The 22,639-nt window shown below is 46.8% G+C and carries 18 protein-coding genes and 1 other RNA gene; 7 read left to right on the forward strand and 12 right to left on the reverse strand.

Annotated features, from left to right (window positions below; genetic code table 11):
- Positions 1-23: 23 nt before the first annotated feature.
- Both orn and glgP read left to right on the forward strand, forming a co-directional pair.
- Complete coding sequence (gene orn / locus AAW31_RS08505) at positions 24-569, forward strand: oligoribonuclease (RefSeq protein WP_046849909.1); 546 nt, start codon at positions 24-26, stop codon at positions 567-569.
- Positions 570-605: 36 nt separating this feature from the next.
- Entirely contained in the window at positions 606-3,161 is a 2,556-nt protein-coding gene (glgP, locus tag AAW31_RS08510; protein WP_046849910.1) for an alpha-glucan family phosphorylase, read from the forward strand.
- A 243-nt stretch (positions 3,162-3,404) separates the two neighbouring features.
- On the opposite strand, the gene AAW31_RS08515 is transcribed toward glgP, so the two are convergent.
- From AAW31_RS08515 to AAW31_RS08550, 9 genes are all read right to left on the reverse strand, one after another.
- Positions 3,405-4,295: a cation diffusion facilitator family transporter gene (locus AAW31_RS08515; protein ID WP_046849911.1), complete on the reverse strand. Its 891-nt coding sequence runs from the start codon at positions 4,293-4,295 to the stop codon at positions 3,405-3,407.
- 300 nt (positions 4,296-4,595) lie between these two features.
- Complete coding sequence (gene panC / locus AAW31_RS08520; RefSeq protein WP_046849912.1) at positions 4,596-5,432, reverse strand: pantoate--beta-alanine ligase; 837 nt, start codon at positions 5,430-5,432, stop codon at positions 4,596-4,598.
- 32 nt (positions 5,433-5,464) lie between these two features.
- Positions 5,465-6,256 carry a 3-methyl-2-oxobutanoate hydroxymethyltransferase gene (panB, locus tag AAW31_RS08525; protein WP_046849913.1) on the reverse strand — a complete coding sequence of 264 codons (792 nt, stop codon included), beginning with the start codon at positions 6,254-6,256 and terminating at the stop codon, positions 5,465-5,467.
- A gap of 21 nt (positions 6,257-6,277) precedes the next feature.
- Entirely contained in the window at positions 6,278-6,931 is a 654-nt protein-coding gene (locus tag AAW31_RS08530; protein ID WP_046849914.1) for a deoxynucleoside kinase, read from the reverse strand.
- On the reverse strand, positions 6,928-7,452 hold the full coding sequence (folK, locus tag AAW31_RS08535; protein ID WP_046849915.1) for a 2-amino-4-hydroxy-6-hydroxymethyldihydropteridine diphosphokinase: 525 nt from the start codon (positions 7,450-7,452) through the stop codon (positions 6,928-6,930). Before folK ends, AAW31_RS08530 begins: the two co-directional genes overlap by 4 nt.
- A gap of 8 nt (positions 7,453-7,460) precedes the next feature.
- The gene (gene pcnB / locus AAW31_RS08540) at positions 7,461-8,837 is read right to left on the reverse strand and encodes a polynucleotide adenylyltransferase PcnB (RefSeq protein ID WP_046849916.1); all 1,377 of its coding nucleotides are present in this window, start codon (positions 8,835-8,837) and stop codon (positions 7,461-7,463) included.
- 674 nt (positions 8,838-9,511) lie between these two features.
- Positions 9,512-9,802: RNase P RNA component class A (gene rnpB, locus AAW31_RS19320), an RNA gene on the reverse strand.
- Positions 9,803-9,850: 48 nt separating this feature from the next.
- On the reverse strand, positions 9,851-11,173 hold the full coding sequence (locus tag AAW31_RS08545; protein WP_046849917.1) for a TolC family outer membrane protein: 1,323 nt from the start codon (positions 11,171-11,173) through the stop codon (positions 9,851-9,853).
- Positions 11,174-11,261: 88 nt separating this feature from the next.
- On the reverse strand, positions 11,262-11,927 hold the full coding sequence (locus tag AAW31_RS08550) for a protein-L-isoaspartate O-methyltransferase family protein (RefSeq protein WP_144412893.1): 666 nt from the start codon (positions 11,925-11,927) through the stop codon (positions 11,262-11,264).
- 249 nt (positions 11,928-12,176) lie between these two features.
- Here AAW31_RS08550 and thiC point away from each other — a divergent pair, with 249 nt between their 5' ends.
- Positions 12,177-14,072 (forward strand): phosphomethylpyrimidine synthase ThiC, encoded by a 1,896-nt coding sequence (thiC, locus tag AAW31_RS08555; RefSeq protein ID WP_046849919.1) that lies wholly within the window; start codon positions 12,177-12,179, stop codon positions 14,070-14,072.
- A gap of 55 nt (positions 14,073-14,127) precedes the next feature.
- A complete protein-coding gene (locus AAW31_RS08560; RefSeq protein ID WP_046849920.1) occupies positions 14,128-14,949 on the forward strand; it encodes an undecaprenyl-diphosphate phosphatase in 822 nt (273 codons plus the stop codon).
- Positions 14,950-15,115: 166 nt separating this feature from the next.
- Here AAW31_RS08560 and AAW31_RS08565 read toward each other — a convergent pair whose 3' ends face one another.
- Entirely contained in the window at positions 15,116-15,568 is a 453-nt protein-coding gene (locus AAW31_RS08565) for a rhodanese-like domain-containing protein (RefSeq protein ID WP_046849921.1), read from the reverse strand.
- Between the two features lie 261 nt (positions 15,569-15,829).
- Between AAW31_RS08565 and AAW31_RS08570 the strand changes: the two genes are divergently transcribed.
- Together AAW31_RS08570 and ahr are read left to right on the forward strand one after the other, a co-directional pair.
- A complete protein-coding gene (locus tag AAW31_RS08570; protein ID WP_046849922.1) occupies positions 15,830-16,513 on the forward strand; it encodes a zinc metallopeptidase in 684 nt (227 codons plus the stop codon).
- A gap of 154 nt (positions 16,514-16,667) precedes the next feature.
- Positions 16,668-17,690 carry an NADPH-dependent aldehyde reductase Ahr gene (ahr, locus tag AAW31_RS08575; RefSeq protein WP_046849923.1) on the forward strand — a complete coding sequence of 341 codons (1,023 nt, stop codon included), beginning with the start codon at positions 16,668-16,670 and terminating at the stop codon, positions 17,688-17,690.
- 57 nt (positions 17,691-17,747) lie between these two features.
- On the opposite strand, the gene xerC is transcribed toward ahr, so the two are convergent.
- Positions 17,748-18,653, reverse strand: a complete 906-nt coding sequence (gene xerC / locus AAW31_RS08580; protein WP_046849924.1) for a tyrosine recombinase XerC — start codon at positions 18,651-18,653, stop codon at positions 17,748-17,750.
- Positions 18,634-19,329 (reverse strand): DUF484 family protein, encoded by a 696-nt coding sequence (locus tag AAW31_RS08585; RefSeq protein ID WP_046849925.1) that lies wholly within the window; start codon positions 19,327-19,329, stop codon positions 18,634-18,636. Before AAW31_RS08585 ends, xerC begins: the two co-directional genes overlap by 20 nt.
- Positions 19,330-20,120: 791 nt before the next feature.
- Between AAW31_RS08585 and AAW31_RS08590 the strand changes: the two genes are divergently transcribed.
- Positions 20,121-22,583 (forward strand): beta strand repeat-containing protein, encoded by a 2,463-nt coding sequence (locus tag AAW31_RS08590; protein WP_046849926.1) that lies wholly within the window; start codon positions 20,121-20,123, stop codon positions 22,581-22,583.
- Positions 22,584-22,639: the final 56 nt, after the last annotated feature.

The following is a 22,639-nucleotide window of genomic DNA, read 5'->3' on the forward strand; positions in this document are numbered from 1 at the left end:
CTTAAAATTCAAGAAAACGCATTATGGCACAAGATAGCAATAACCTCATCTGGATCGATATGGAAATGACCGGCCTGAATCCTGATAGCGATCGTATTATTGAAATCGCTCTGGTCGTGACCGACTCACAACTCAATGTGGTAGCCGAAGCCCCGGTATTAGTGGTGTCACAACCGATCGCTATACTGGACGGTATGGATAAATGGAATCAATCGACTCATGCTAAATCTGGACTGATTGATAAAGTTAAAGCTTCTAAGATGACAGAAATGCAAGCTGAGGAAACTATGCTCGCTTTTTTGCAAAATCATGTTCCGCCAGCAACCTCACCAATGTGTGGGAATTCAATTTGCCAGGATCGACGCTTCCTTGCTCGCGCCATGCCACAGCTGGAAGCGTATTTCCATTACCGTAATCTGGATGTCAGCACGATTAAGGAGTTGGCGAAACGCTGGAAACCTGAAATCATGGCTGGGTTGAATAAAGAAAGTAAGCACGAAGCGCTAGCAGATATTTATGATTCAATTAAAGAATTAAAATATTATCGTGAGCATTTTATCAGCGCTTAATAGTCTCAGTATTTATCTCGGCAAGGAGAGCATTCAATGATTAATAAAACAACCTTTACTGTCACTGTTAATCCCAAAATACCGGCTCGGCTATCGCGCATGGAAGAATTAGCCAATAATCTTAGATATAGCTGGGACCGTGAGACACGTAGTTTGTTTTCTCGTATTGATCCCCGCTTGTGGGGAGCAGCCGGGCATAATCCTAAGGCTTTTCTCAGGCGAGTCGATGAGTCGTTACTGCACAAGGCTGCATCTGAACGAACATTTCTATCCAGTTATAACAGCGTGCTGTCATCTTATGATGCGTATCATGCGGAACCCTTACAGTACGACCATATCGAAGGCTTCAGCCCACCTGACCGGATTGCCTATTTTTGCTTCGAATTTGGTTTTCATGAAAGCCTTCCAGTTTATTCTGGCGGGCTCGGTATTCTGGCTGGAGACCACTGCAAGGCAGCAAGCGATTTGCGTTTGCCATTGGTTGCAGTCGGATTGTTATACCGCCAAGGCTATTTCTTCCAGACCATCGACGCCCAAGGTAATCAGCAAGCAATTTATACTGATTCAGATTTTGAAGTTCTGCCGGTGAAGCCGGCTTTACATGATGATGGCTCAGAAGTCCATATACAAATAGCCTTGCCGGGACGTAATGTAATGGTAAAAGTCTGGCGGACTATCATCGGCCACGTCAACTTGTATTTGCTGGATACGGATTTACCGGAAAACCCTGAACATGACCGCTTGATCACCCATCAGCTTTATGGCGGAGATAAAAATATGCGGATCGAGCAGGAAATCCTTTTAGGGGTTGGTGGAGTCCGTGCGTTACAGAAAATGGGGATTAAACCAACCGTATGGCATAGTAATGAAGGGCATGCAGCCTTTATGATGCTGGAACGGGCACGCAATCTGGTGCAGCAGGGACTGGATTTTGCCAGTGCAATGGAGACAGTAGCTGTCAATACCATCTTTACTACGCATACCGCTGTACCTGCAGGACATGATCACTTCTCCAGAGCTATCATGCATGACTATTTTGCTGAATTTTGTCATGACTTGAAGATCTCCTGGGAAGAATTTATGGCATTGGGACATATGCCAGGTAGTGATGACTTCAACATGACCACGTTGGCTATCCATATGTCACGCACGCATAATGGAGTTAGCAAGATACATGGCGATGTCTCCGCCCGTATTTGCCGCGATCTCTGGCCCCAAATTGAGCCAGAGGAAAATCCAATCACTTATATCACCAATGGCGTGCATGTCCCCACTTTTTTAGCGCAGGAATGGTCGAATTTATTTTATCGATATCTGGGCTATGAATGGCGCGACAAAATGTGTGACATTGAATTCTGGTCACGTATTGATATGATTCCTGATCATTTGTTCTGGAGTGCGCGGCAGACATTAAAATCACAAATGTTCTACGGTATTCGTGCCCGCCTGACCGAGCAGAATAGACGCAATCGCGGCTCGGAGACGCATCTTGATCGGCTCCTGGAATTGGTTGATCCTATCAATCCCAATGTATTGGTATTGGGCTTTGCGCGTCGCTTTGCAACCTATAAGCGTGCAGCCTTGTTATTCGAGAATCTCGACTGGTTAAGAAAAATCCTGCTTGACCCAGAGCGACCAGTATTACTCGTTTTTGCTGGCAAGGCACATCCCGCGGATATTCCTGGCCAGGATTTGATTCGAAGAGTTAGCCAGGTAGCACGACTGCCGGAATTTGAAGGGCGGATATTGCTGGTGGAAGGCTATGATATGCGTCTTGCCAGAAGACTGGTAGCTGGCGTGGATGTTTGGATCAATAACCCTATTTACCCGCTTGAAGCAAGCGGCACTTCCGGCATGAAAGCAGGGATCAATGGCACGATCAACCTGAGTGTGCTCGATGGCTGGTGGGAAGAGGGCTTTGACGGAAAAAATGGCTGGGCCGTTAAACCAGCTTCGGATGATACTGAAGCTGGTGTGCGTGATAAAGATGAGAGTCAAGCATTCTACGAAATTCTGCAGGACCAGGTCATTCCCATGTATTACCACCGAGGCAAATTCGGCTATTCTGCTGAATGGGTCAAAATGGCCAAATATTCCATGGCTTCTCTGCTGCCGCGCTACAACGCAACGCGCATGGTGAATGAATATATCAAAAAATTTTATGCTCGTGCTCATGCACAAGGTGAGCACTATGCTCAAGATAATTTTGCGAATGCCAAAAAAGTCGCTGCCTGGAAGGCGAAAGTAAGTGCAGCTTGGGGAGGTGTTTCGCTACGGCGGCAGGATACGCCGTGTAAGCGGATTGATTTCAGCAATGCCCTACATTTCAAATTGGCGGCTAAATTAAACGGTTTGCAACCTGATGATGTGGTGGTGGAACTGCTTATTTATCAAGAGAATAAGAAAGTTAGGTTAAACAGCTACCAGCATGTTCGTTTCAAGTTTGTGGGAATAAACGAAATGCAGGAACACTTGTTTGAGCTGAATTATGTGCCCGAGTTATGTGGTAAGAAGGAATATTATTTACGCATGCATCCCTACCATCCGCTGCTGACTCATCCGTTGGAGATGGGCATGATGGTGTGGGTATAAAATTTTGTGCGAAGCGTTATTTCGCAAAATGGTACTGCTTAAAGGTTGCGCAGGTTCAAATTCGAAGTGCAATTTTTGATGACTGTTTGGTATAACTTATCGGTACTCCGGGGAATAGTTCACACATGCCTCGAAGGCGAGCCTCAGACAGTATAAATAATACGGCCAGGTGAAACTGACCGAGGCAGGTAATGATCGCACGGAGATAATAAGCCCGATGATATCTTGCTTATATGCACATGCTCAGCAGCTTGGAGAGTGTACAACACGTGCAGGGGTTTCAGGTTGCAACGTTACGTGATCTATGCCATATTGCTCCGATAGCATATGACGCAAATCGTCTAGAATACTGTCCCATTGATTGAGATCAAGCAGCACAACGTGGGCTGATAATGCGAATTGCTGCGATGACAATGACCAGATATGCAGATCATGTACCGACAACACTCCTGGCCGGGCTGCCATTTCAGTGCCAATGGTCGTCAGCGACAACTCCAGGGGAACACCTTCCATCAAGCCATGCAGCACTTCACGCAACAGACGCAAAGTGGAGTACAGGATAAACGCGACAATGAGCAGCGATAGCAGCGGGTCGATTAAAGTCCAACCGGTGAAGATGATTACCAGCCCAGACAATATGGCAACGATAGAGGCTAGCAGGTCGCTCAAAACGTGTAATGCCGCGGCACGTTGGTTCAAGTCAGTCTCACTATGCCCTAGTAGGTACAGTACGAGCACATTGAGTACCAAACCAATAAATGCCACGGTAGACACGACCTCTCCTTGCACGGGCAGTGGTTGTTGCAGCCGTTCGACAGCATGGATGATAACAATACTCGCCATTACCAGTATTAATAGACCATTGATTAAAGCTGCAAGGAACTCTGCACGGCCTAGCCCATAAGAATGGCGTGGCGTCGGGCGACGTTGCGCCAGCCAGGCCCCAAGTGAGGCGATCAGCAGAGCGCTGGTGTCGGTCAACATATGCCCGGCATCACTTAGTAATGCCAGCGAATTCGCCCACCAGCCCACACTGGCTTCTATCGCTGCATAGATGAGCGTAATGCTGGCAGCGAAATATAAGCGATGCGGGCTATTGTGGAGATGAGGTTGCTGGTGGTTGGGATGCCTCATGCTATTTCGCTATACGGCAAGTGATCATGCAACTTAATACCTGGTACGCTGCCGTAGTCAGCGGGAAGTTTGGCAGTGATTTCATATCGCAGCATATTAACATTCTCCTTATTAGGTGATTGTTAAGGGATATTTATCCCATTTCTAAATCAAACCTAGTTTTGTCGGCTTCACCTTGACGTTTTATTTTTTCTGTCTGCGGCTCGCCTTCGTGTCAGGTTTAATTTGAAAATGGAATTGTTTCTGTTTTTCGTTTACTAGCACTTCGTCTCGCTTGATGGCTTGTTCAGACTTTCCCGGCTATAAGGTAAGCGCAATCTCCAGATTATCGATTAAGCGAGTCTGGCCCAGCCAGCCTGCGCCGAGGATGACCAGATCCGTGTCGCTGGTATTGGCCGGCAGCAGTGTTTTACGCTGTTGCAAGGCAATATAGTCGACCTTCCATCCCTGCTTGGCGAGCTCACATTTTGCCCGCTCTTCTAATAGCCGGAGATTATGATCGCCTTGTTCTATTTTTTGTTTCACATGAAACAGTGTGCGAAACAAATGACTGGCTTGCTGTCTTTGCGACTCGCTCAGATAGCTGTTGCGTGAACTTAACGCAAGACCATCTTCTGCGCGCACTGTTTCACCCGCCATAATCTCGATAGGTAAATTCAATTGCTGCCCCATCTTTTGCATCAGATGCAGTTGCTGATAATCTTTTTTGCCAAATATGGCGATATGTGGCTGGACGATATTAAACAGTTTTAGCACAATAATTGCTACACCTCGAAAAAAACCAGGGCGGAATTGTCCTTCCAGCGTATCAGCTACGGCCGGGAGCAGTAGTTGAAATTCCTGAGGGACTGGATAAAGTTCTTTTTCGTCAGGTAAAAACACGATTTCCACCCCGAGCTGCTCCAAAAGATGGCAATCGGTTGTTTGGGTGCGTGGATATCGATCGAAATCTTCGTGCGGAGCAAATTGTAGCCGATTAACGAAAATACTGACGACGGTACAGCCTGCATGCTGCTGAGCTAGTTGAACCAATGACAAATGACCCTGATGCAAATTGCCCATGGTCGGTACTAACGCTATGGACGATTCACGTTTAAGGCGGGTTCGCAACGATGCAATATCAGTAATGATTTCCACAGCCAGTGCTTTAGGATAAATGAAATGAATGGTTAGAAAGTATGCTCTGCTGCCGGGAATTTTCCTGCCTTGACTTCTTGTACATAATGTTCGATCGCGGCTTGGATGCTGTCAGTGCCTATCATGAAATTTTTGACAAACCGGGGTTTATTGCCTCGATAAATGCCCAGCATATCATGCAACACGAGTACCTGAGCAGAGCAATTGACTCCTGCGCCGATACCGATAGTGGGAATAGACAACTCCCGGCTAATTCTAGCCGCTAAAGCTGCTGGAATCGTTTCCATAAGCAATATGCCTACCCCTGCTTCCTGTAGTAGCATAGCGTCATTCAGAAGTTGTTCAGCTTCGTTGGTGGTTCGTCCCTGGACTTTGTAGCCGCCCAACTGATGAACCGACTGTGGCATCAAGCCGATATGAGCACAGACAGGAATACCGCGCTGAGTAAGAAAATCGATGGTGTCAGTCATAATTTGACCGCCTTCAATCTTGACCATCTGTGCGCCTGCGGCCATGAGTCTGGTTGCATTCATGAAAGTTTCTTCAGGTGATACCTGGGAAGTGCCAAAAGGCATGTCAACCATGATGAAGGCTTTGTTTGATCCGCGCACTACGCACTGAGTATGATAAATCATATCATCCAGCGTGACGGGTAATGTGGTAGTATGGCCTTGCATGACATTGCCTAGTGAATCACCTACCAAAATAATATCGACGCCGGCATTTTCCAGTATGGCTGCAAAGGTCGCATCATAGCAAGTCAGTGCAGCGATCTTATTGCCTGCTGCATGCATTTTCTGTAAGGTATCTCGAGTTATTCTCATGACGGTTTAGTCCATAATGACTTATAGATATTCTCTCAGGCCACAGTTGAAATATTCCCGCGCACCTCTCATCTGATTAAGACGCTGGAGTAACAAGTTGAAATCGGCCGTGTTGTTGGCAAAATTGAGATTCTCGCTATTGACGATGATGACAGGCGTTTTTTCATATTGATGAAAAAACTGTGTGTAGCTACTCGATAACTTATATAGATAGTCTTCGGATATATTTTTCTCATAAGTACTACCACGACGCTTGATACGTTCTAACAGTTTTTCTGGTGAAGCCTGAAGATAAATGACGAGATCAGGAGAAGGCGCTTGGGGCTGTATTTGAGAATAAATTTTCTGATAGAGATCATATTCGGATTTGTTCAGTGTCATACGAGCAAATAATTGATCTTTCTCCAATAAAAAATCACTGATCATTGGTTTTGAAAGAACGTCTGCCTGCGTCACATATCGGAATTGATCAATACGTTGCAGTAAAAAGAATAGCTGCGTAGGTAATGCGTAGCACGAGCGGTCGCTATAAAATTTTTCGAGGAAAGGGTTTTCTTCCGGGCGTTCCAGCATTAAGGCACATTCCAGATGGTCTGCCATATTCTGGGCAAGACTGGTTTTGCCAGCGCCAACTGGGCCTTCGATAGCAATGTAGTGATATTTTTCAAGTATCATGATGATGAAATATATTCAAGTCGTTGTTGTGTACATGCGACCAGTAGCTCGCTAACCAACCCCTGGCCAGGAATTTTACAACCACGTGTGATTTCCATAAGTGGCTGTAATACGAATGCGCGTTCATGCATACGGGGATGTGGCAAGACCAAACCTTCCTCATGACATTGCAGATCATCATATAACAATAAATCAAGATCGAGAGTGCGCGGCGCATTGGGATAAGTTCGAATACGCCCGCAACGCCGTTCAATTTCAAGTAAAGCCATAAGGAGAGCCCGCGGCATAAGCATTGTTTCGATGTGGACAACTGCATTAATGAAATCAGGCTGATCAACTGTCCCCATCGCTGCGCTGCGGTATAGGGAAGATTGTCTTATCAAGCGGGAGTCAGGAAGCTCTGTTAGCAGTGAAATAGCTCGTCTGATTTGAAATAAAGGGTTTTCCAAATTGCTGCCTAGCCCAATAAAGGCCTGACTGGCTGATTGAGTCGGAATGGATGGTATCAGATCATTTTCCATAATAGCCGCTAAATTGGTGACGTCGCTTTTTTATGGTCTGTTGTTCCGGCTGATTTGCGTCGGCGGTTTCTTTTGCGTCGTTTGGGTGCCGTTTCCTTTAACAGCATCGCTTCGCGTGTAGCGGTATCAGCATGCTGGAAAATTTTCCACCACTGTCCTACTTCCATATCGAGCTCGCCACTTTCACAGCGTAACATAAGAAAATCATATGCCGCACGGAAACGCGGATGTTCAAGTAAGCGGAATGGCTTATGTCCTGCTCGCATCAGAAATCGTGGCTGTAATGTCCAGATATCATAAATGATGGAATCCAGCCGCCGTGGTAGAGCGAGCTGCTGACGTTGTAATGTTAATATTTCAACCATAGACAAATGCAGTGCAGGCATAGGTTTTTCTCCAGCAGCCTGGTGTTTATTCCAGGCTGCCAGCACTTCATGCCAGAGTAGCGTTGCAAACAAGAAGCCTGGTGAGATGGGCTTGCCCTCCTGCACGCGCTTATCGGTATTCTCAAGCGCTAAAGTAATAAAGCGTTCACCTAGGGGTTGCTCAAGAATGACATCCAGCATGGGAAGTAAACCATGATGAAGTCCGCGCATACGTAAATCCAAAACACAAGCAAGCGAGTGGCCAGACATTAATAGTTTTAGCATTTCATCGAATAATCGGGCTGCTGGCACATTCTGCAACAGGGGGGCCAAATCGCCTATGGGCACTGCCGTCTCTTCATCAAGCTGGATATCAAGTTTGGCAGCCAGCCGAACTGCTCGTAGCATGCGCACCGGATCTTCCCGATAACGTTGGGTAGGCTCGCCAATGATGCGCAAGCGTTTCGCCTCAATATCCTCATAGCCGTTGAGATAATCAAGAATTTCTTCGGTAGCGGGATTATAAAACAACGCATTAACCGTAAAATCCCGCCGCATCACGTCTTCTTCTTGACTGCCAAAAATATTGTCCTGCAGTAAACGCCCGTGTTGATCAGCATGGCTCTCAGTATTTATTTCCATACTGCCATTAATAGGGTAATTGGCACGAAAAGTGGATACTTCCACAATCTCGCTGCCATAAGTGACGTGTACCAGTCGAAAACGTCGCCCAATGATACGAGAACGGCGGAATAACGCACGTACTTCCTCGGGAGTCGCATTGGTTGCAACATCAAAGTCCTTGGGCTCCAGTCCCAGCAATAAATCACGAATGGCGCCCCCGACGACAAATGCAGAAAACCCGGCTTGTTGTAACACTACAGTTACCTTTAATGCACCTGGACTAATTTGATTGCGGCTAATGCAATGTTCCTTGCGAAGTATCGTGCGCAACACTGGGACAGTGTTGGCAGTAGATGAATTGCGCATGAAAATACGTTGAAAAAATTTATGGATCATTGCAAGATGCTGAAAGGATCAGTCACGGATTCTCCTGAAATCTGTAATGGGATGAGCGTATAACGGAACAATTCTCAGGCGAGACAAGTTCTTTCCTGCAGCTAGGCGCATTGCCGCATTCTCTGCTAATACGATATATCCTATCTGCCTTAGCGATTTTACTATGCGGGCAAGTGAAAAGTTTTTAAAGCTATCTTTATCAGTCATGGGATGGGCTTACCAACCAAGCGTTCAACTGCAATGCTAGGATTATACACTTGGTGATGTATTCAGATTAAGTGGTTCATTTTATTTAAATTAACCACACTCGTCATGGGTCTAACACCCCGATTTTAAGGATGGGTTATCAACAAAACGAGAGCAGAAGTCAAATGAGAGTTTTAACGAAAATGGAGAGAAATGCAATATTCGGAAGAATAAGTGTGGTTGACAAGCAACAACACCGATGAATCGAATCAAGGAGATACTAAAATTAAAATAGGCATAATATTCATGCCATTGTTAGAAATCCGTTGTGCGATCCAGGATAACTCGATCATAAAGCTGCTGAAAGCGAATAACAGCAGAATAAGCAACAAAAAATTAAAGTAATCAAGTAATAGTGATGGTAATGCTAAGCGGATACATAAGCAAACGAGCGATTAATTGATAGCAATTAAGTTATTATGAAAAATTGGGGAAGCTGACCGATAAGCCGGATTCTGTCGTGGACAGTCATTCCTCTAGGTGCCCAGTTACCCGGGCACTCAAGCAACCTACCCGCAGGCTCAGCGAGCAGCGTCATAGCCTGCCTATTTGGTCTTGCTCCGGATGGAGGTTACCGCGTTTCACCGTAACTTAATACGCTCGTCTCTGTGGCCCTGTTCCTCGCCTCACAACGGCCGGCCGTTAACCGGCATCCTGCTCTGTGGAGTCCGGACTTTCCTCTCCCTGTTTGCACAGGCAGCGACTGTCTGGTCAGCTTCTAGATATATTTTATCAAGTTCCTGTATAAGGAATGATAAAACTTTATCCTATAACAGTCCGTTGATTTCCTGTAATACTTCTTCATCGAGTTCTCCAACTTCGGCTTTGAGGCGTAATCGCGACATCAAATAGCTGTAATACGCTTGCGCCAAATCTCTGCGTGCGGCAAAGTATTGCTGTTGAGCATTTAAAACATCCACTTCTACCCTGACACCCACATCCCTTCCTAGTATGGTGGAATCCAACTGGCTCTTGCTGGTTGTAAGTGCCTGCTTTTGAGCTTTGATCAAGGCAATACCGTTAGTCACATTCAGAAATTGCTGGCGTACCTGCAAACCAATGGTGCGCTTAGTATTTTCCAAATCCTGACGTGCCTTATCCCGATTGGCTAATGCTTCACGAATGCGAGATTGCACTGAAAGCCCTTGGAAGATAGGAACATTCAGTTGCAGACCTACTGATTTCGATTCTAAATCGATACCAACCCCGGTAATGGCCCCCCCAACGCCTTGTTGATTACTGTACTGAGCGACCAGATCAAGTGTTGGGTAATGTCCCGCCCTCGCTTTTTTGATATCCTGCTCGGCCAGATCAAAGGTGAACTGCTGTATTTTGAGAGAAAAATTTTTCTGCTCAGCCAAGGCTACCCACTCTTCCATATTCTCGTAGGGGAGGGTAAGCGGAGCTGAAACTATCTTATCTATGCTAGTACTGATTAGCTGGTCTGGAAATCGGTTGATGATTCCTTGCAGGGCGCGCTTGTTAACTTCAAGCGTGTTTCTAGCCACAATTTCTTGCGAGACCGTTAAATCATGGCGAGCTTGCGCTTCATGCGTGTCTACAATCGTGGCAATACCTACTTCAAAGTTGCGCTTGGCTTGCTCCAGTTGTTCACTGATGGCTTTTTTCTGGCTTTCCACGACCTCAAGATTGGCCTGGGCAATGAGCACATCAAAATATGCCTGTGATACGCGCAATATCAAATCCTGGGCAGCCAGAACAAATCTGGCATCAGCTTGTGCAACCTGGTTTTTCGATTGCTCATAGATGATAAAATTTTCTATGCGAAAAAGCGGCTGCGTGGCTGCAAGGACGATGCCTCGATTTTTGACCAATCTTTCTGGACCGAAGTTAGTATCGATATACTGATTCTGACCTGTTCCAGTGAAATTAATGTTAGGGAGCAATCCTGCCCTGCCTTGCGGCAGTTTCTCCTGCGCTGCGATATAGGCAGCCCGCTCGGCACCATATTGCGCATCCTGCTCCAGCGCTTCACGGTAAATATTCATGAGGCTCGCTGCTTGCGCGGGTGTTTGCAGGATGATGCCGATAGCAACAAGCATAACAACCAGGTGCCACGGATTTTTCATGAGTACTTTTAGCAAAATCCTTCCAGATAGTGAGCGATATTAATCTCCTTCTCTGTGAAAAGTAAGCTAATGTATTGGATCGAATGCATTAAAAAGTAAATCGTTGAGGTTGCAGGGCGTTTCTCAGGGGGGCCGTGCAAGTTTCAAACAGCACCTTTGTCTCGTAGACGTTGGGTGCTACACAGGTGATAAGCATGGCTTCCATCAAAGGTTCTTCGCCGACAATCGCAAACAGACGTCCCCCAGGATTAAGGCTTTTTTGGAAAGCTTCAGGTAATATGGGTGTGGATGCGGTAAGAACGATGACATCATAAGGGCCGTGCTGAGGCCATCCCTGGGCTGCATCTCCTTGTTCCAAGGTGACATTAGTAATGCCATGGGTCTGGAGATTCATTTTTGCTATACTGCAAAGTGTTGGCACAATTTCAACACTATACACTTGGGCGCCCAACTCTGCCAGTAATGCTGTCATGTAGCCGCTGCCGCTGCCTACTTCGAGAATTTTGTCGGTTTTTTTGATACGTAATTCCTGGAGGATTCGCGCCTCCATTTTGGGTGTCAGCATAACTGCACCATAATCTAAAGGAATTTCCATATCTGCGAAAGCAAGTGAACGATAGGCTGCTGGCACGAATTCTTCGCGCCGCACTTTGTAAAGTAAATTGAGAATGGTTAGATCCAGAACATTCCAAGTCCGGATTTGTTGTTCCACCATATTGAAGCGGTTTTGTTCGAGATTGGTGTCGAGTTTCATAATCATTATTTTTATGGATGAAATAATCAGGCTTGCAATTATTTCATATTTCTATTAGTTTCACAGCTTCAGCTAGGGGTCCGCACTTGGAGATTAAATTGTGGTGCGCAATAAACTTGTTAGCAACATCTATTTTTTTCAGGCTCCAAGTGTCGGTGAGACAGTCCCTTAATACCTGATGCGGATAATGCCGCCGTAGGGAAGCTAGAGATATCCGCTTGCTCCTTACGGTATTTTGAGGAGCATAATATGAATACAATTATTTCAAAGTTAGGAAAATTTACCAGCGAAACGGCGCAGGTGGATGAAGCTGCGATCAAGCCATTGCCCAATTCGCGCAAGATTTACGTAGAGGGTACTCGTCCTGACATTCAAGTCCCTATGCGGGAGATCAGTCAATCGGATACAGCCATCAGCAGTGGCACAGAAAAAAATCCTCCCATTTACGTGTACGATACCTCTGGGCCCTATACGGATCCTGCGGTTAAAATCGATATTCGTGCGGGATTATCTCCCTTGCGGGAAAAATGGGTCGATGAGCGTGGTGATACTGAACGGCTTTCAGGGCTGACATCGGCTTATAGCCGGGAGCGTTTGAATAATCCGAAGCTCTCACAAATGCGCTTCAATCTCCAACGTCCGCCGCGACGCGCCAAGACAGGCATTAATGTGACCCAGATGCACTATGCCCGCCGTGGCATGATTACCCCTGAAATGGAATATATCGCGATCCGGGAAAATCAGCGACGGGAAATGATGGAGGCGCAAGGCAATGAATTACTCGTTCGCCAGCATACTGGCCACGATTTTGGTGCGGCGATCCCGCGCTTAATTACTCCCGAGTTTGTGCGCGATGAAGTTGCACGTGGACGGGCCATTATTCCCGCCAATATCAATCACCCGGAATCTGAGCCGATGATCATCGGGCGTAATTTTTTAGTCAAAATCAACGCCAATATTGGTAATTCTGCGCTGGGTTCCAGCATTCAGGAAGAAGTCGAGAAAATGACTTGGGCAATCCGCTGGGGAGGGGATACGGTCATGGATCTTTCCACTGGTAAAAATATCCATGAAACGCGCGAGTGGATTATTCGTAACAGCCCGGTACCGATCGGTACGGTACCTATTTATCAGGCATTGGAAAAAGTTGATGGCAAAGCAGAAGAACTGACATGGGAAATATTCCGCGATACCTTGCTTGAGCAGGCGGAACAAGGGGTTGATTATTTTACTATTCATGCTGGAGTGCGTTTGCCGTTTATTCCCATGACCGCCAAACGTATGACTGGCATTGTTTCACGTGGTGGTTCGATTATGGCTAAATGGTGTCTTGCGCATCACCAGGAAAGTTTTCTTTATACTCATTTTGAGGAAATCTGCGACATTATGAAGGCCTATGACGTCAGTTTCTCGCTGGGTGACGGACTCCGGCCGGGCTCGATTTATGATGCCAATGATGAAGCACAATTTGCTGAATTAAAAACATTAGGTGAATTGACGCAGATTGCCTGGAAACACGATGTGCAGGTGATGATCGAAGGGCCGGGTCATGTTCCTATGCATTTGATCAAAGAAAATATGGATCTGCAGCTTAAATATTGTCAGGAAGCTCCTTTTTATACCTTGGGACCGCTTACGACCGATATTGCGCCAGGCTATGATCATATTACTTCTGCCATTGGTGCCGCTATGATCGGCTGGTATGGTACCGCCATGCTATGTTATGTGACGCCCAAGGAGCACTTGGGGTTGCCTGATAAAGATGATGTCAAGGACGGTATCATTACGTATAAGATTGCAGCTCATGCGGCTGACCTGGCTAAGGGACATCCTGGCGCACAGATTCGCGATAATGCGCTTTCCAAGGCGCGCTTCGAGTTCCGCTGGAATGATCAATTCAATCTCAGCCTGGACCCGGACAAAGCCAAGCAATTCCATGATGAGACACTGCCGCAGGAAGGAGCTAAACTTGCTCATTTTTGTTCGATGTGTGGTCCCAATTTCTGCTCAATGAAGATTACTCAGGATGTACGCGACTATGCAGCGCAACAAGGCATGAGCGAGGATGATGCGCTAAAAAAAGGCATGGAACAGAAATCTACCGAGTTTAAAGAAAAAGGCGCGGAGATTTACAGTAAATTATGAGGGTTTTTTCATATCGTTTATTGTTATTTTTTAAATCTTTGAACAAAAGGCCGACATGGATTGGCCGATACTGATCAAAGCGCTGATTCTTGGAATTGTTGAGGGGTTGACTGAGTTTCTGCCGATTTCTTCCACAGGGCATTTGATCCTGATGGGTGATTTGCTTGATTTTAATGATGACAAGGCTAAGGTTTTTACCGTAGCCATTCAATTGGGCGCGATACTGGCAGTATGCTGGGAATATCGCGCCCGACTGACAGCAATTGTAACCAGTATAGGTTCAAAAGAGTCAAATCGTTTCCTGTTAAATTTATTGATTGCCTTTTTGCCTGCTGCCATCCTCGGTTTTTTATTTATCAAGACGATCAAATCTTACTTATTTCATCCCTTACCAGTTGCCATGGCGTTGATCATCGGGGGCATATTAATTTTATGGGCAGAACGCCGTGATCATATAGTTGATGTTAAGCAGGTAGAGGATATGGACTGGAAACATGCGCTGAAAATTGGCTGTGCCCAGTGCCTTGCCTTGATTCCAGGCACTTCCCGTTCGGGGGCCACCATTATTGGCGGCTTATTCTTTGGCTTATCACGTAAGGCAGCGGCCGAATTCTCCTTTTTTCTGGCGATCCCAATTATGTTTGCCGCTACCTTTTACGATGTGTATAAAAGTCGCGACCTGCTGCAAATGGAAGATTTGAGTATGTTCGCAGTTGGTTTTATGGCTTCGTTTGTAAGTGCATGGCTCGCGATACGTGGATTGCTGCGCTATATCAGCCATCATGATTTCGCTCTCTTCGCATGGTATCGCATCGGATTCGGCATCATGATCCTTGTAACGGCTTACACCGGACTTATTGCCTGGTCAACAGGTTAATTTAAATGTAGGGTGCAATAAGCGCAGCGCATTGCACCAGATTTACTGCGTAATGCCCGCAGCTTATTGCGCCCTACGGTCGGTCAATCAGATAGTAGCGGTCTCTAGCCGCTTGAGAAAGCGCCTGGATGGCGCTTCTACTGAAGAATAAGCAACGATCGAAACATTAACTTTGCACCCAAGGCAGATCCGCCGCCTTCCAGCCGCCTTTACGGCCGCGGTGGCCCGTTTCATCCTTATCGCCTTCAAAGCCTTCTAGGATGTTGTAGCAATTAGGAAAATCTGACTGAGTGGCGATAGTGGCTGCATAATCTGAACGTCCGCCGCTACGGCAAAGAAACATGATCACATCGTTTTGCTGTACTTTTTCAGCAACCTGATCAATAAAATTTGGATTAGGTTGCATGCCTGGGTAAGTCTTCAGCTCGACTTCGATGGCGCCAGAAATGCGACCAACCCAGTCCAGTTCGGCTTTACAGCGAACATCAATCAACTTGGCATTGGGAGTTGCTTGTAACAGTGCGAATGCTTCGGCAGGCAATAAAGCCCCTTTGTAAGGTAAATCCATCTCCTCAGCCCGTTCATGTGCTTTTTCCAATATTTTGCTTGAATTTTCCATGTGTCTATTTTAATCGGCAAAAGGTGAAGTGTAATCAAAGTGAAGCGCTGAGGCAAAAAAAGCCATGAATAATAATCTGAACTGATGCTATCCAAGTGAATCTCATATAATTCCACTTCTCAATCAAACCAGACTTTGTTGGCTTGTCTCTGTCATATTATTGATAGTGTCTGCGGCTCGCTTTCGCGTGAGGTTGGATTTGAAAATGGAATAATGTATTGTACAAATTAACTTTCTTTGTTTGTATTCTGAAAAAACACTATGTTCTATCTGATACTGGTTATCCTGCTGGTTATTTTAGTGGTCGGACCCTCTTATTGGGTGAAACACATCATGGAGAAGTATAGCCAGCCGGACGATCGTTATGCTTGTACGGGTGCAGAACTGGCCCGCACCTTGCTCGATCGGGCAAATTTACAACAAGTTAGGATCGAGACTACAGAGCTGGGTGATCATTATGATCCCCTGGAAAAGGTGGTTCGCCTTACTTCGGATAAATTCAATGGTCGATCGCTTACCGCGATTACAGTAGCGGCGCATGAAGTAGGGCATGCTGTTCAGGATCGGGATGATTACTTGCCGTTAAAAATGCGCACCAGGCTAGTGCAACTGGCTGCACCAGCGGAAAAAATGGGAGCGAGTATCCTCATGTTGGCGCCGCTTGTAGTCGCATTAGTCCGTGTGCCCCTGGCCGGTGCATTATTTTTGGCCGGCGGGTTGTTAACGTTAGGGACTTCAACGTTAGTACATTTGCTTACCCTCCCGATGGAAATGAATGCGAGTTTTGTGCGTGCTCTACCGCTTTTGGAGCAAGGAAATTATCTCAAACAAGGTGATGCACCGCATGCCCGCAGGTTACTCAAAGCGGCCGCCTGGACTTATGTTTCCGCTTCACTTATGACATTACTCAATATCGCACGCTGGTGGGCTATTATTCGGAGGTAGCGATAGGGTAGAGGTGCCGCCGTAGAGATAAATGCATGACGTCAACTATAGAATCTCAGAGTGATGGCAGCAAATGTTATGATGTACGGACTTGCCTGATAAGTATGCTAATCGCTTCTTTAACGATGCGATCTGAAATCAAGAGAGGATATTGATGACTAATAATATCAGCGGATGGGCTGCGCTCGATGCCAAGCAAAAACTCGAGCCGTTTACTTATGATGCTGGGCCGCTAGGATTGGAAGAGGTTGAAGTTGCGGTCGAATTCTGCGGTTTATGCCATTCTGATCTTTCCATTATTAATAATGATTGGGGATTATCGAAATATCCGGTTATTCCGGGGCATGAAGTCGTGGGCCGGATTGTGGCAGTCGGTGATCACGTCAAAGAACTGAAGATCGGGCAGCGTGTTGGTATTGGCTGGAATGTCAATAGTTGTATGCATTGTCATGAATGCTTGACGGGTCAGCATAATCTTTGCCTGCAAGCGGCACCGACCATTATCGGCCATTATGGCGGCTTTGCAGAGCGCGTGCGCTCCCATTGGCTATGGGCCATTCCGTTACCCAATGCGCTCGAAATATCTTCTGCCGGGCCGCTGTTGTGTGGTGGCATTACTGTTTTTGCCCCGCTGCTGATTCATGGTATCAAACCGACAGACCGGGTGGGTGTTGTTGGGATTGGCGGGCTCGGTCATCTTGCGTTGCAATTCGCCCGTGCCTGGGGATGCGAAGTGACGGCATTTACTTCGAATCTATCAAAAGCAGAAGAAACCCGGGCATTTGGCGCCCATCACGTTGTTTCCAGCCGTAACAACGCGGAAATCCGCAAGGTAGCTAATTCGCTTGATTTCCTGATGGTTACTGTCAATGTACCGCTCGACTGGACATTGCTGCTCAAAACGCTGAAACCGAATGGTCGTATGCACGTGGTAGGCGCCGTGCTGGAGCCGATGCCTATTCCGGCATTTGAGTTGATCATGGGACAGAAGAGCGTGTCAGGTTCACCCACCGGCGGACCAGCTATGTTGGCAACCATGCTGGATTTTGCCGCCCGACATCATATTGCACCGCAAGTCGAGCATTTCCCGCTGAATAAAGTCAATGATGCTATCGGGCATCTGGCAGCAGGTAAGGCAAGGTATCGGATCGTGCTGGATCATGTGGGTCCATTCTGAGCTAAGCCCAATGCCGATTCTGCCGCGGATACGTTTTTCAACCACTTGTGATTATGGTTATTTTTTCCTTTTGGCGCGAGGATGGGTGTTATCGTAGATCATTGCAAGATGTTGAAAATCGAGGTGAGTATAAACTTGAGTGGTGCTAATGCTGGTATGGCCCAACATTTCCTGTACTGCACGTAAATCTCCACTCGATTGCAGCATATGCGAAGCAAACGAATGGCGCAAGGCGTGAGGAAAGGTGTGAGTGCTGAGATTCTGCTGGCTGGCGCGAATCTGGAGGCGATACTCGACTGCACGAGGGCTGATTCGTTTGCCGCGGAGCGATAGAAAGAGTGCAGTTTCTCCAGGCGCCAGCATCGCTGCGCGTTGCTTCAGCCATGCTTGTAGCGCTTGCAAAGCATAACTGCCGACCGGCACCACCCGAGTCTTGTTCCCTTTTCCTCGAACCCGCACCGTGCCCTCAGTAAAATCGATATCTTCGGGTTTGAGCTGCGTTAATTCTGTCAACCTTAAGCCAGAAGAATAAAATAACTCGAGCATGGCACGATCGCGAATACTGAGCTGATCTTCCTGCTCGAAAGCCATCAGTTTTACTGTTTCATCTGGAGAAAGCGCGTGTGGCAAGTTTTTGGGAGATTTGGGGACTCGCATGCCATTGCAGGGGTTATCGGCATAGCCATGATGACGGATTAAATAGCGATAGAAGCCTCGCCAGGCAGAGAGCATCCTTGCAAGACTCCGGCCGGAGAGGCCCTCTCCATGAAGTTTGACGATGAAATGCCGGATATCATGAGCGCGCAGCTGATTCAAAGAGGTTGCTTCAGATAATTGCAGCAGAATAGCCAGATCTCTTGCATAACTTTTTTCTGTCAATGCGGACAGTCTGCGCTCATTAGTCAGATGGGAGAGATAAGCGCTGACCAGGACTGTTTTCTCTTCAGGAGCGTGGGAGTTCATGTACCTGTGCTTCAATATTCCAACACCCCAGGCGAATGAGCGCACCTGCAATGAGCTCGCTTAACCTTTCTAGATAAAGTGTGCCCATATCAGGATAAAACCGTTCCAGCTCTGGACTACCCATGACCAGTAACCCAAAGGTATGTTTCCTGCGTAGCGGGATGAGGGAGAAGGACTGTAACTGAGGTGTTTCATCTCCAAACCATTGCTTGATCTCGTCTGTTAAATGCGGACCACAGTAAGGCTTTGCCATGCTTTCAACAGCGGTGCGCACGGCCTCGCTGACTGGCGTGAATTCAGGGCGCTGCTGATTGTCAGGGGAATCTTTCAAAAACCACAAGCGAACAATGACTTGTTGGATGGAAAAATTTTCACGCAGACTGTCATTTAACCTATTCAGCATTTCTTCGAGCGAATTGGATTCCATCAAAGCAACCGACAGTTGGTGCATTTTTTCACCAATCATATCGTTATTTTCTCCGATACTGATGAGTTCGTGCAGTTTCTCTTGCAGCAAGCGGTTTTTTTCCCGTAACGAAACCATCTGGCGTTCATTGATCGAAATCACCCGATTTTCGTAAGGATGAGGAATCCTGACATCTGCCAGCATTTCAGCATATTCGACAAAAAACTGCGGGTTTTTCCGCAGATAGTGCGCAACATTTTCTGGTTTCATAATGACATCCTGATCAATTCCGGTTCATAGGGCAAAAATGGGGATATTAGCGTATAAATTCATAAACTGTGTAAGCACTTTTACATCTTCTCTTAATTCCAGATGGCCACAGAAGAAAATGGTTGGTCTATGGGCTCACAAGAGTTGCCTCTACAAAAAGCGATCGATATAAGCATACAAATGAAGATTTGCTGCTGGCAGTAAATTATTAATGTGAGAAAAATCACTTCTTTTTCAACCAAACAGATACAAAAAATAACAATAATATTAGGTCGAGCATATGGGGTGAGCATATGCAGACAGTGGCAAAATGCGGCCTGTTAAAGTTAATCCTTTCAGAGAGTTGGGTTGCTAATTAAAAGTGGCTCTGACTGAAAACGCAAGCATTTTTCCTGCAATATGCAAATTAAAAGATGTAAATGAGCAATTTTTTCTTCCCTAATCATTCTTCCAGCAGGTCGTTATTTTTTTTACTATGTTAAGGTTAATCCAGTTGGTTGTTATTTTTTACTATATTAAGCTAATAATGTTGCAAATTAACAACACAATCCCTTCAAGAAGATTTGATCACTTGCGTACAATAGTTTTTTTCGGCAGAATCGTCCAAACTTGTCAACTGTGGCGATTTCTGGCGGCGGGACCATTGTCGTGAAATAGCAATCAGGCAAACAGAAACGCGAAATCTGACATTTAACAGGTTGCAAGGACTATTTGTTTCATATTCAGCAATTTCGTGACATATGGTTTTTTGTCTTAAGTTTTTTTAACTTTATTTAAAAGGAACACGTGTTATGGCTATTTCCTCCCAACAAAAGGAAGATATACTGGCGCTGACGGTAGCTACATTTAATGCTGCTCCGAGTGCAAAAATAATGCAGGAATTGGCTAGTGCGGTTGAGTCTGGCATGACCAATCAACAGCTGGCTGATATTCTGGTGGCAACCGATGAATTTAAGGAAGGGGTTCTGAAGGGCGCCGTGACCAATGAAGAAATTACAGCCAACCTGCTGAAAAATTTCGGTCTGGCGGCAGGCAATACGGACGCGGCCAGCCCGGATGCTCAAGCAGAGGCCTTTTTCATGAACCGCCTCGAATCAGGCGCAAGCATAGGAAGTATCCTGCTGGAAGCAAGTGCGTATCTTACAGGCACTCCTGCTGAAGAATTCAAGCCTACTGCTGATCTGTTCCAAAACAAGGTTACGGTGGCTGATGTCTATTCCAGAGAGGGAAAAGGCGAAACTCTGGATGCAATGCAAAATGTGCTGATAGGCGTAACACCGACATTTCCTACGACAGAAGCTGAAGCTGAAGGGTTTGTAGCTGGAAAAGGTACTGGTCCTGACAACACTTTCCATCTTACTACCGGTGTGGATAACCCTCGAACCACTACTGGCAGCGATGAAATCAATGGTGTGGTTGATACAGCAGCTAATGGTGGTACGCTGACCAATGGCGATAATGTGAACGGCGGTGCTGGTTTCGATACCGCTAATTTGGTTGTTGCTAGTAGTGCATGGCCTGCAGGCGCTACTATCAAAGACGTTGAAAAAATCGTATTTAAAAATGTCAATCCTGCTGCTACTAATCTAAACCTGTCGAATGTGACCGGTGCTACGGAGTTGTGGAACTCTGGCGCCCTTAAAGGCTCGGTTCTGAATTTGACAAACATTCAAAGCAACGCTGCTATCGGAGCCCTGAATGTTGAGGGGGGCGCTACACAGAACGCTACCTTTAAAGATGGCTCAATTGGTGCGGGTGGTACGCTCACTCTGTCTACTGTCTCTTCCGGTAACAGCGCGACGGATCGTGTGAATGTATCCGTAGGACATGCGAACACAGCCAATAGCGCAAAAGATGTGACGCTGTCCGTGATCGCGGAAGGCAAAAATTTTGTGCAATTTGCTGACGGAGGCGGAGGAAAATCTATTGGTGGGCTGAGTGCGATTAAAGTAGCTGGCGGCGGTGCACTGGATATTGTGGCTCCAGGCGGCGAGTTCAACAATGTGACCACAGTAGATGCTACAAGTAACGGCGGTGGCGTCACACTCGATCTGACTACTAACAACAAGGATGTCACGTTCACTGGCGGCGCTGGCAATGACACACTCATTCTAGGAAATTTCACTGCTGCCGATACCATTGATGGTGGCGGCTCGGTAGATAAAGATGGCAAGAGCAGCGATAATGACACGCTCATCGCCTCACTGGCCAACCTGCAAGCTTTTAACAAGGCAGGTTCAGTGAAGAATGTGGAAACCCTCGGCATCAATTTAGGTGCTCCGCTGGCTGCGAACGCAACCGTGAATGGCGAATTGTTCGGTATCAGCAACATTACTTTTAATGATGCGCTTAATCTGAATGGCAAATCTCTGATTCTGTCGAATCTGGCTAATAACACCAATGTGACCTTCAAGGGTTCTGCAGGCGCAGGCGGTGGTACAATTGGCGTAGATGTCAAAGGCGCTGTTGCCGGTGCCGACAATACTGCGACGCTGACTTTCGGTAAAGACGCTAATCTCGGTACCAACAAAGTGACGGTCAATGCCGGTGGCGTGGAAACCATCACTATCGCAACCGATGCGACGTCTGGCGCTGGTGCTCAGCTCTTTAAGCTGGCCGATACTGCCCTGACTACGCTGAAGGTGACCGGCTCGGATGGGATCGGTATTGGCGATCTGACTGCCAGCAAAAATATCACCACCATTGATGCGACCGGTGTAGTGAAGGATGCTGTTGGTGCCGTAGGCGGTGTATTTGTATCTGTTGCTCAAAATGACAAATCTGTGACCTTCACAGGTGGTGAAGGCGGGGATGCTTACATTGCCTCGGCTAAGGGTGACATCGTGACCGGCGGTCTGGGCAGTGACGTGATCACTTTGGGTGCGGGCGCTGACAAGCTGATTTACAATGCTGCAGCAGAATCGGATGGCCAACCTGCTCCCAACGGCAGCGTGGACGTTATCGGTAATAATACGGCTACTGGTGACTTCGACGTGGCTGCGGATTCCATTCAATTTGCTGCCGCCCTGCAGACAGGTACTGCCAGCTTTATCGGTAACGCTGCCTTTACCAACACTGGCGCTACACAAGTTAGCTTTACTAATGTGGCCGATGCTAACCCGTTCGCAGTTGGAAACCAAGCGGGTGGTGCGGTGAAAGTTGACTTGAATGGTGATGGTACGTCCGACATGACGATTAACTTGGTTGGTGTGACCGAAGGCGAATTCGGTGCGTCCAACTTCAGTTTCGCCTGATAGAGCAGGCGGGGGCACGCCTCTGCTTCTCTAAGATAAGAACCCTGCCAGCCGTA

It is taken from the genome of Nitrosomonas communis (assembly GCF_001007935.1).
Taxonomy (GTDB): Bacteria; Pseudomonadota; Gammaproteobacteria; order Burkholderiales; family Nitrosomonadaceae; genus Nitrosomonas; species Nitrosomonas communis.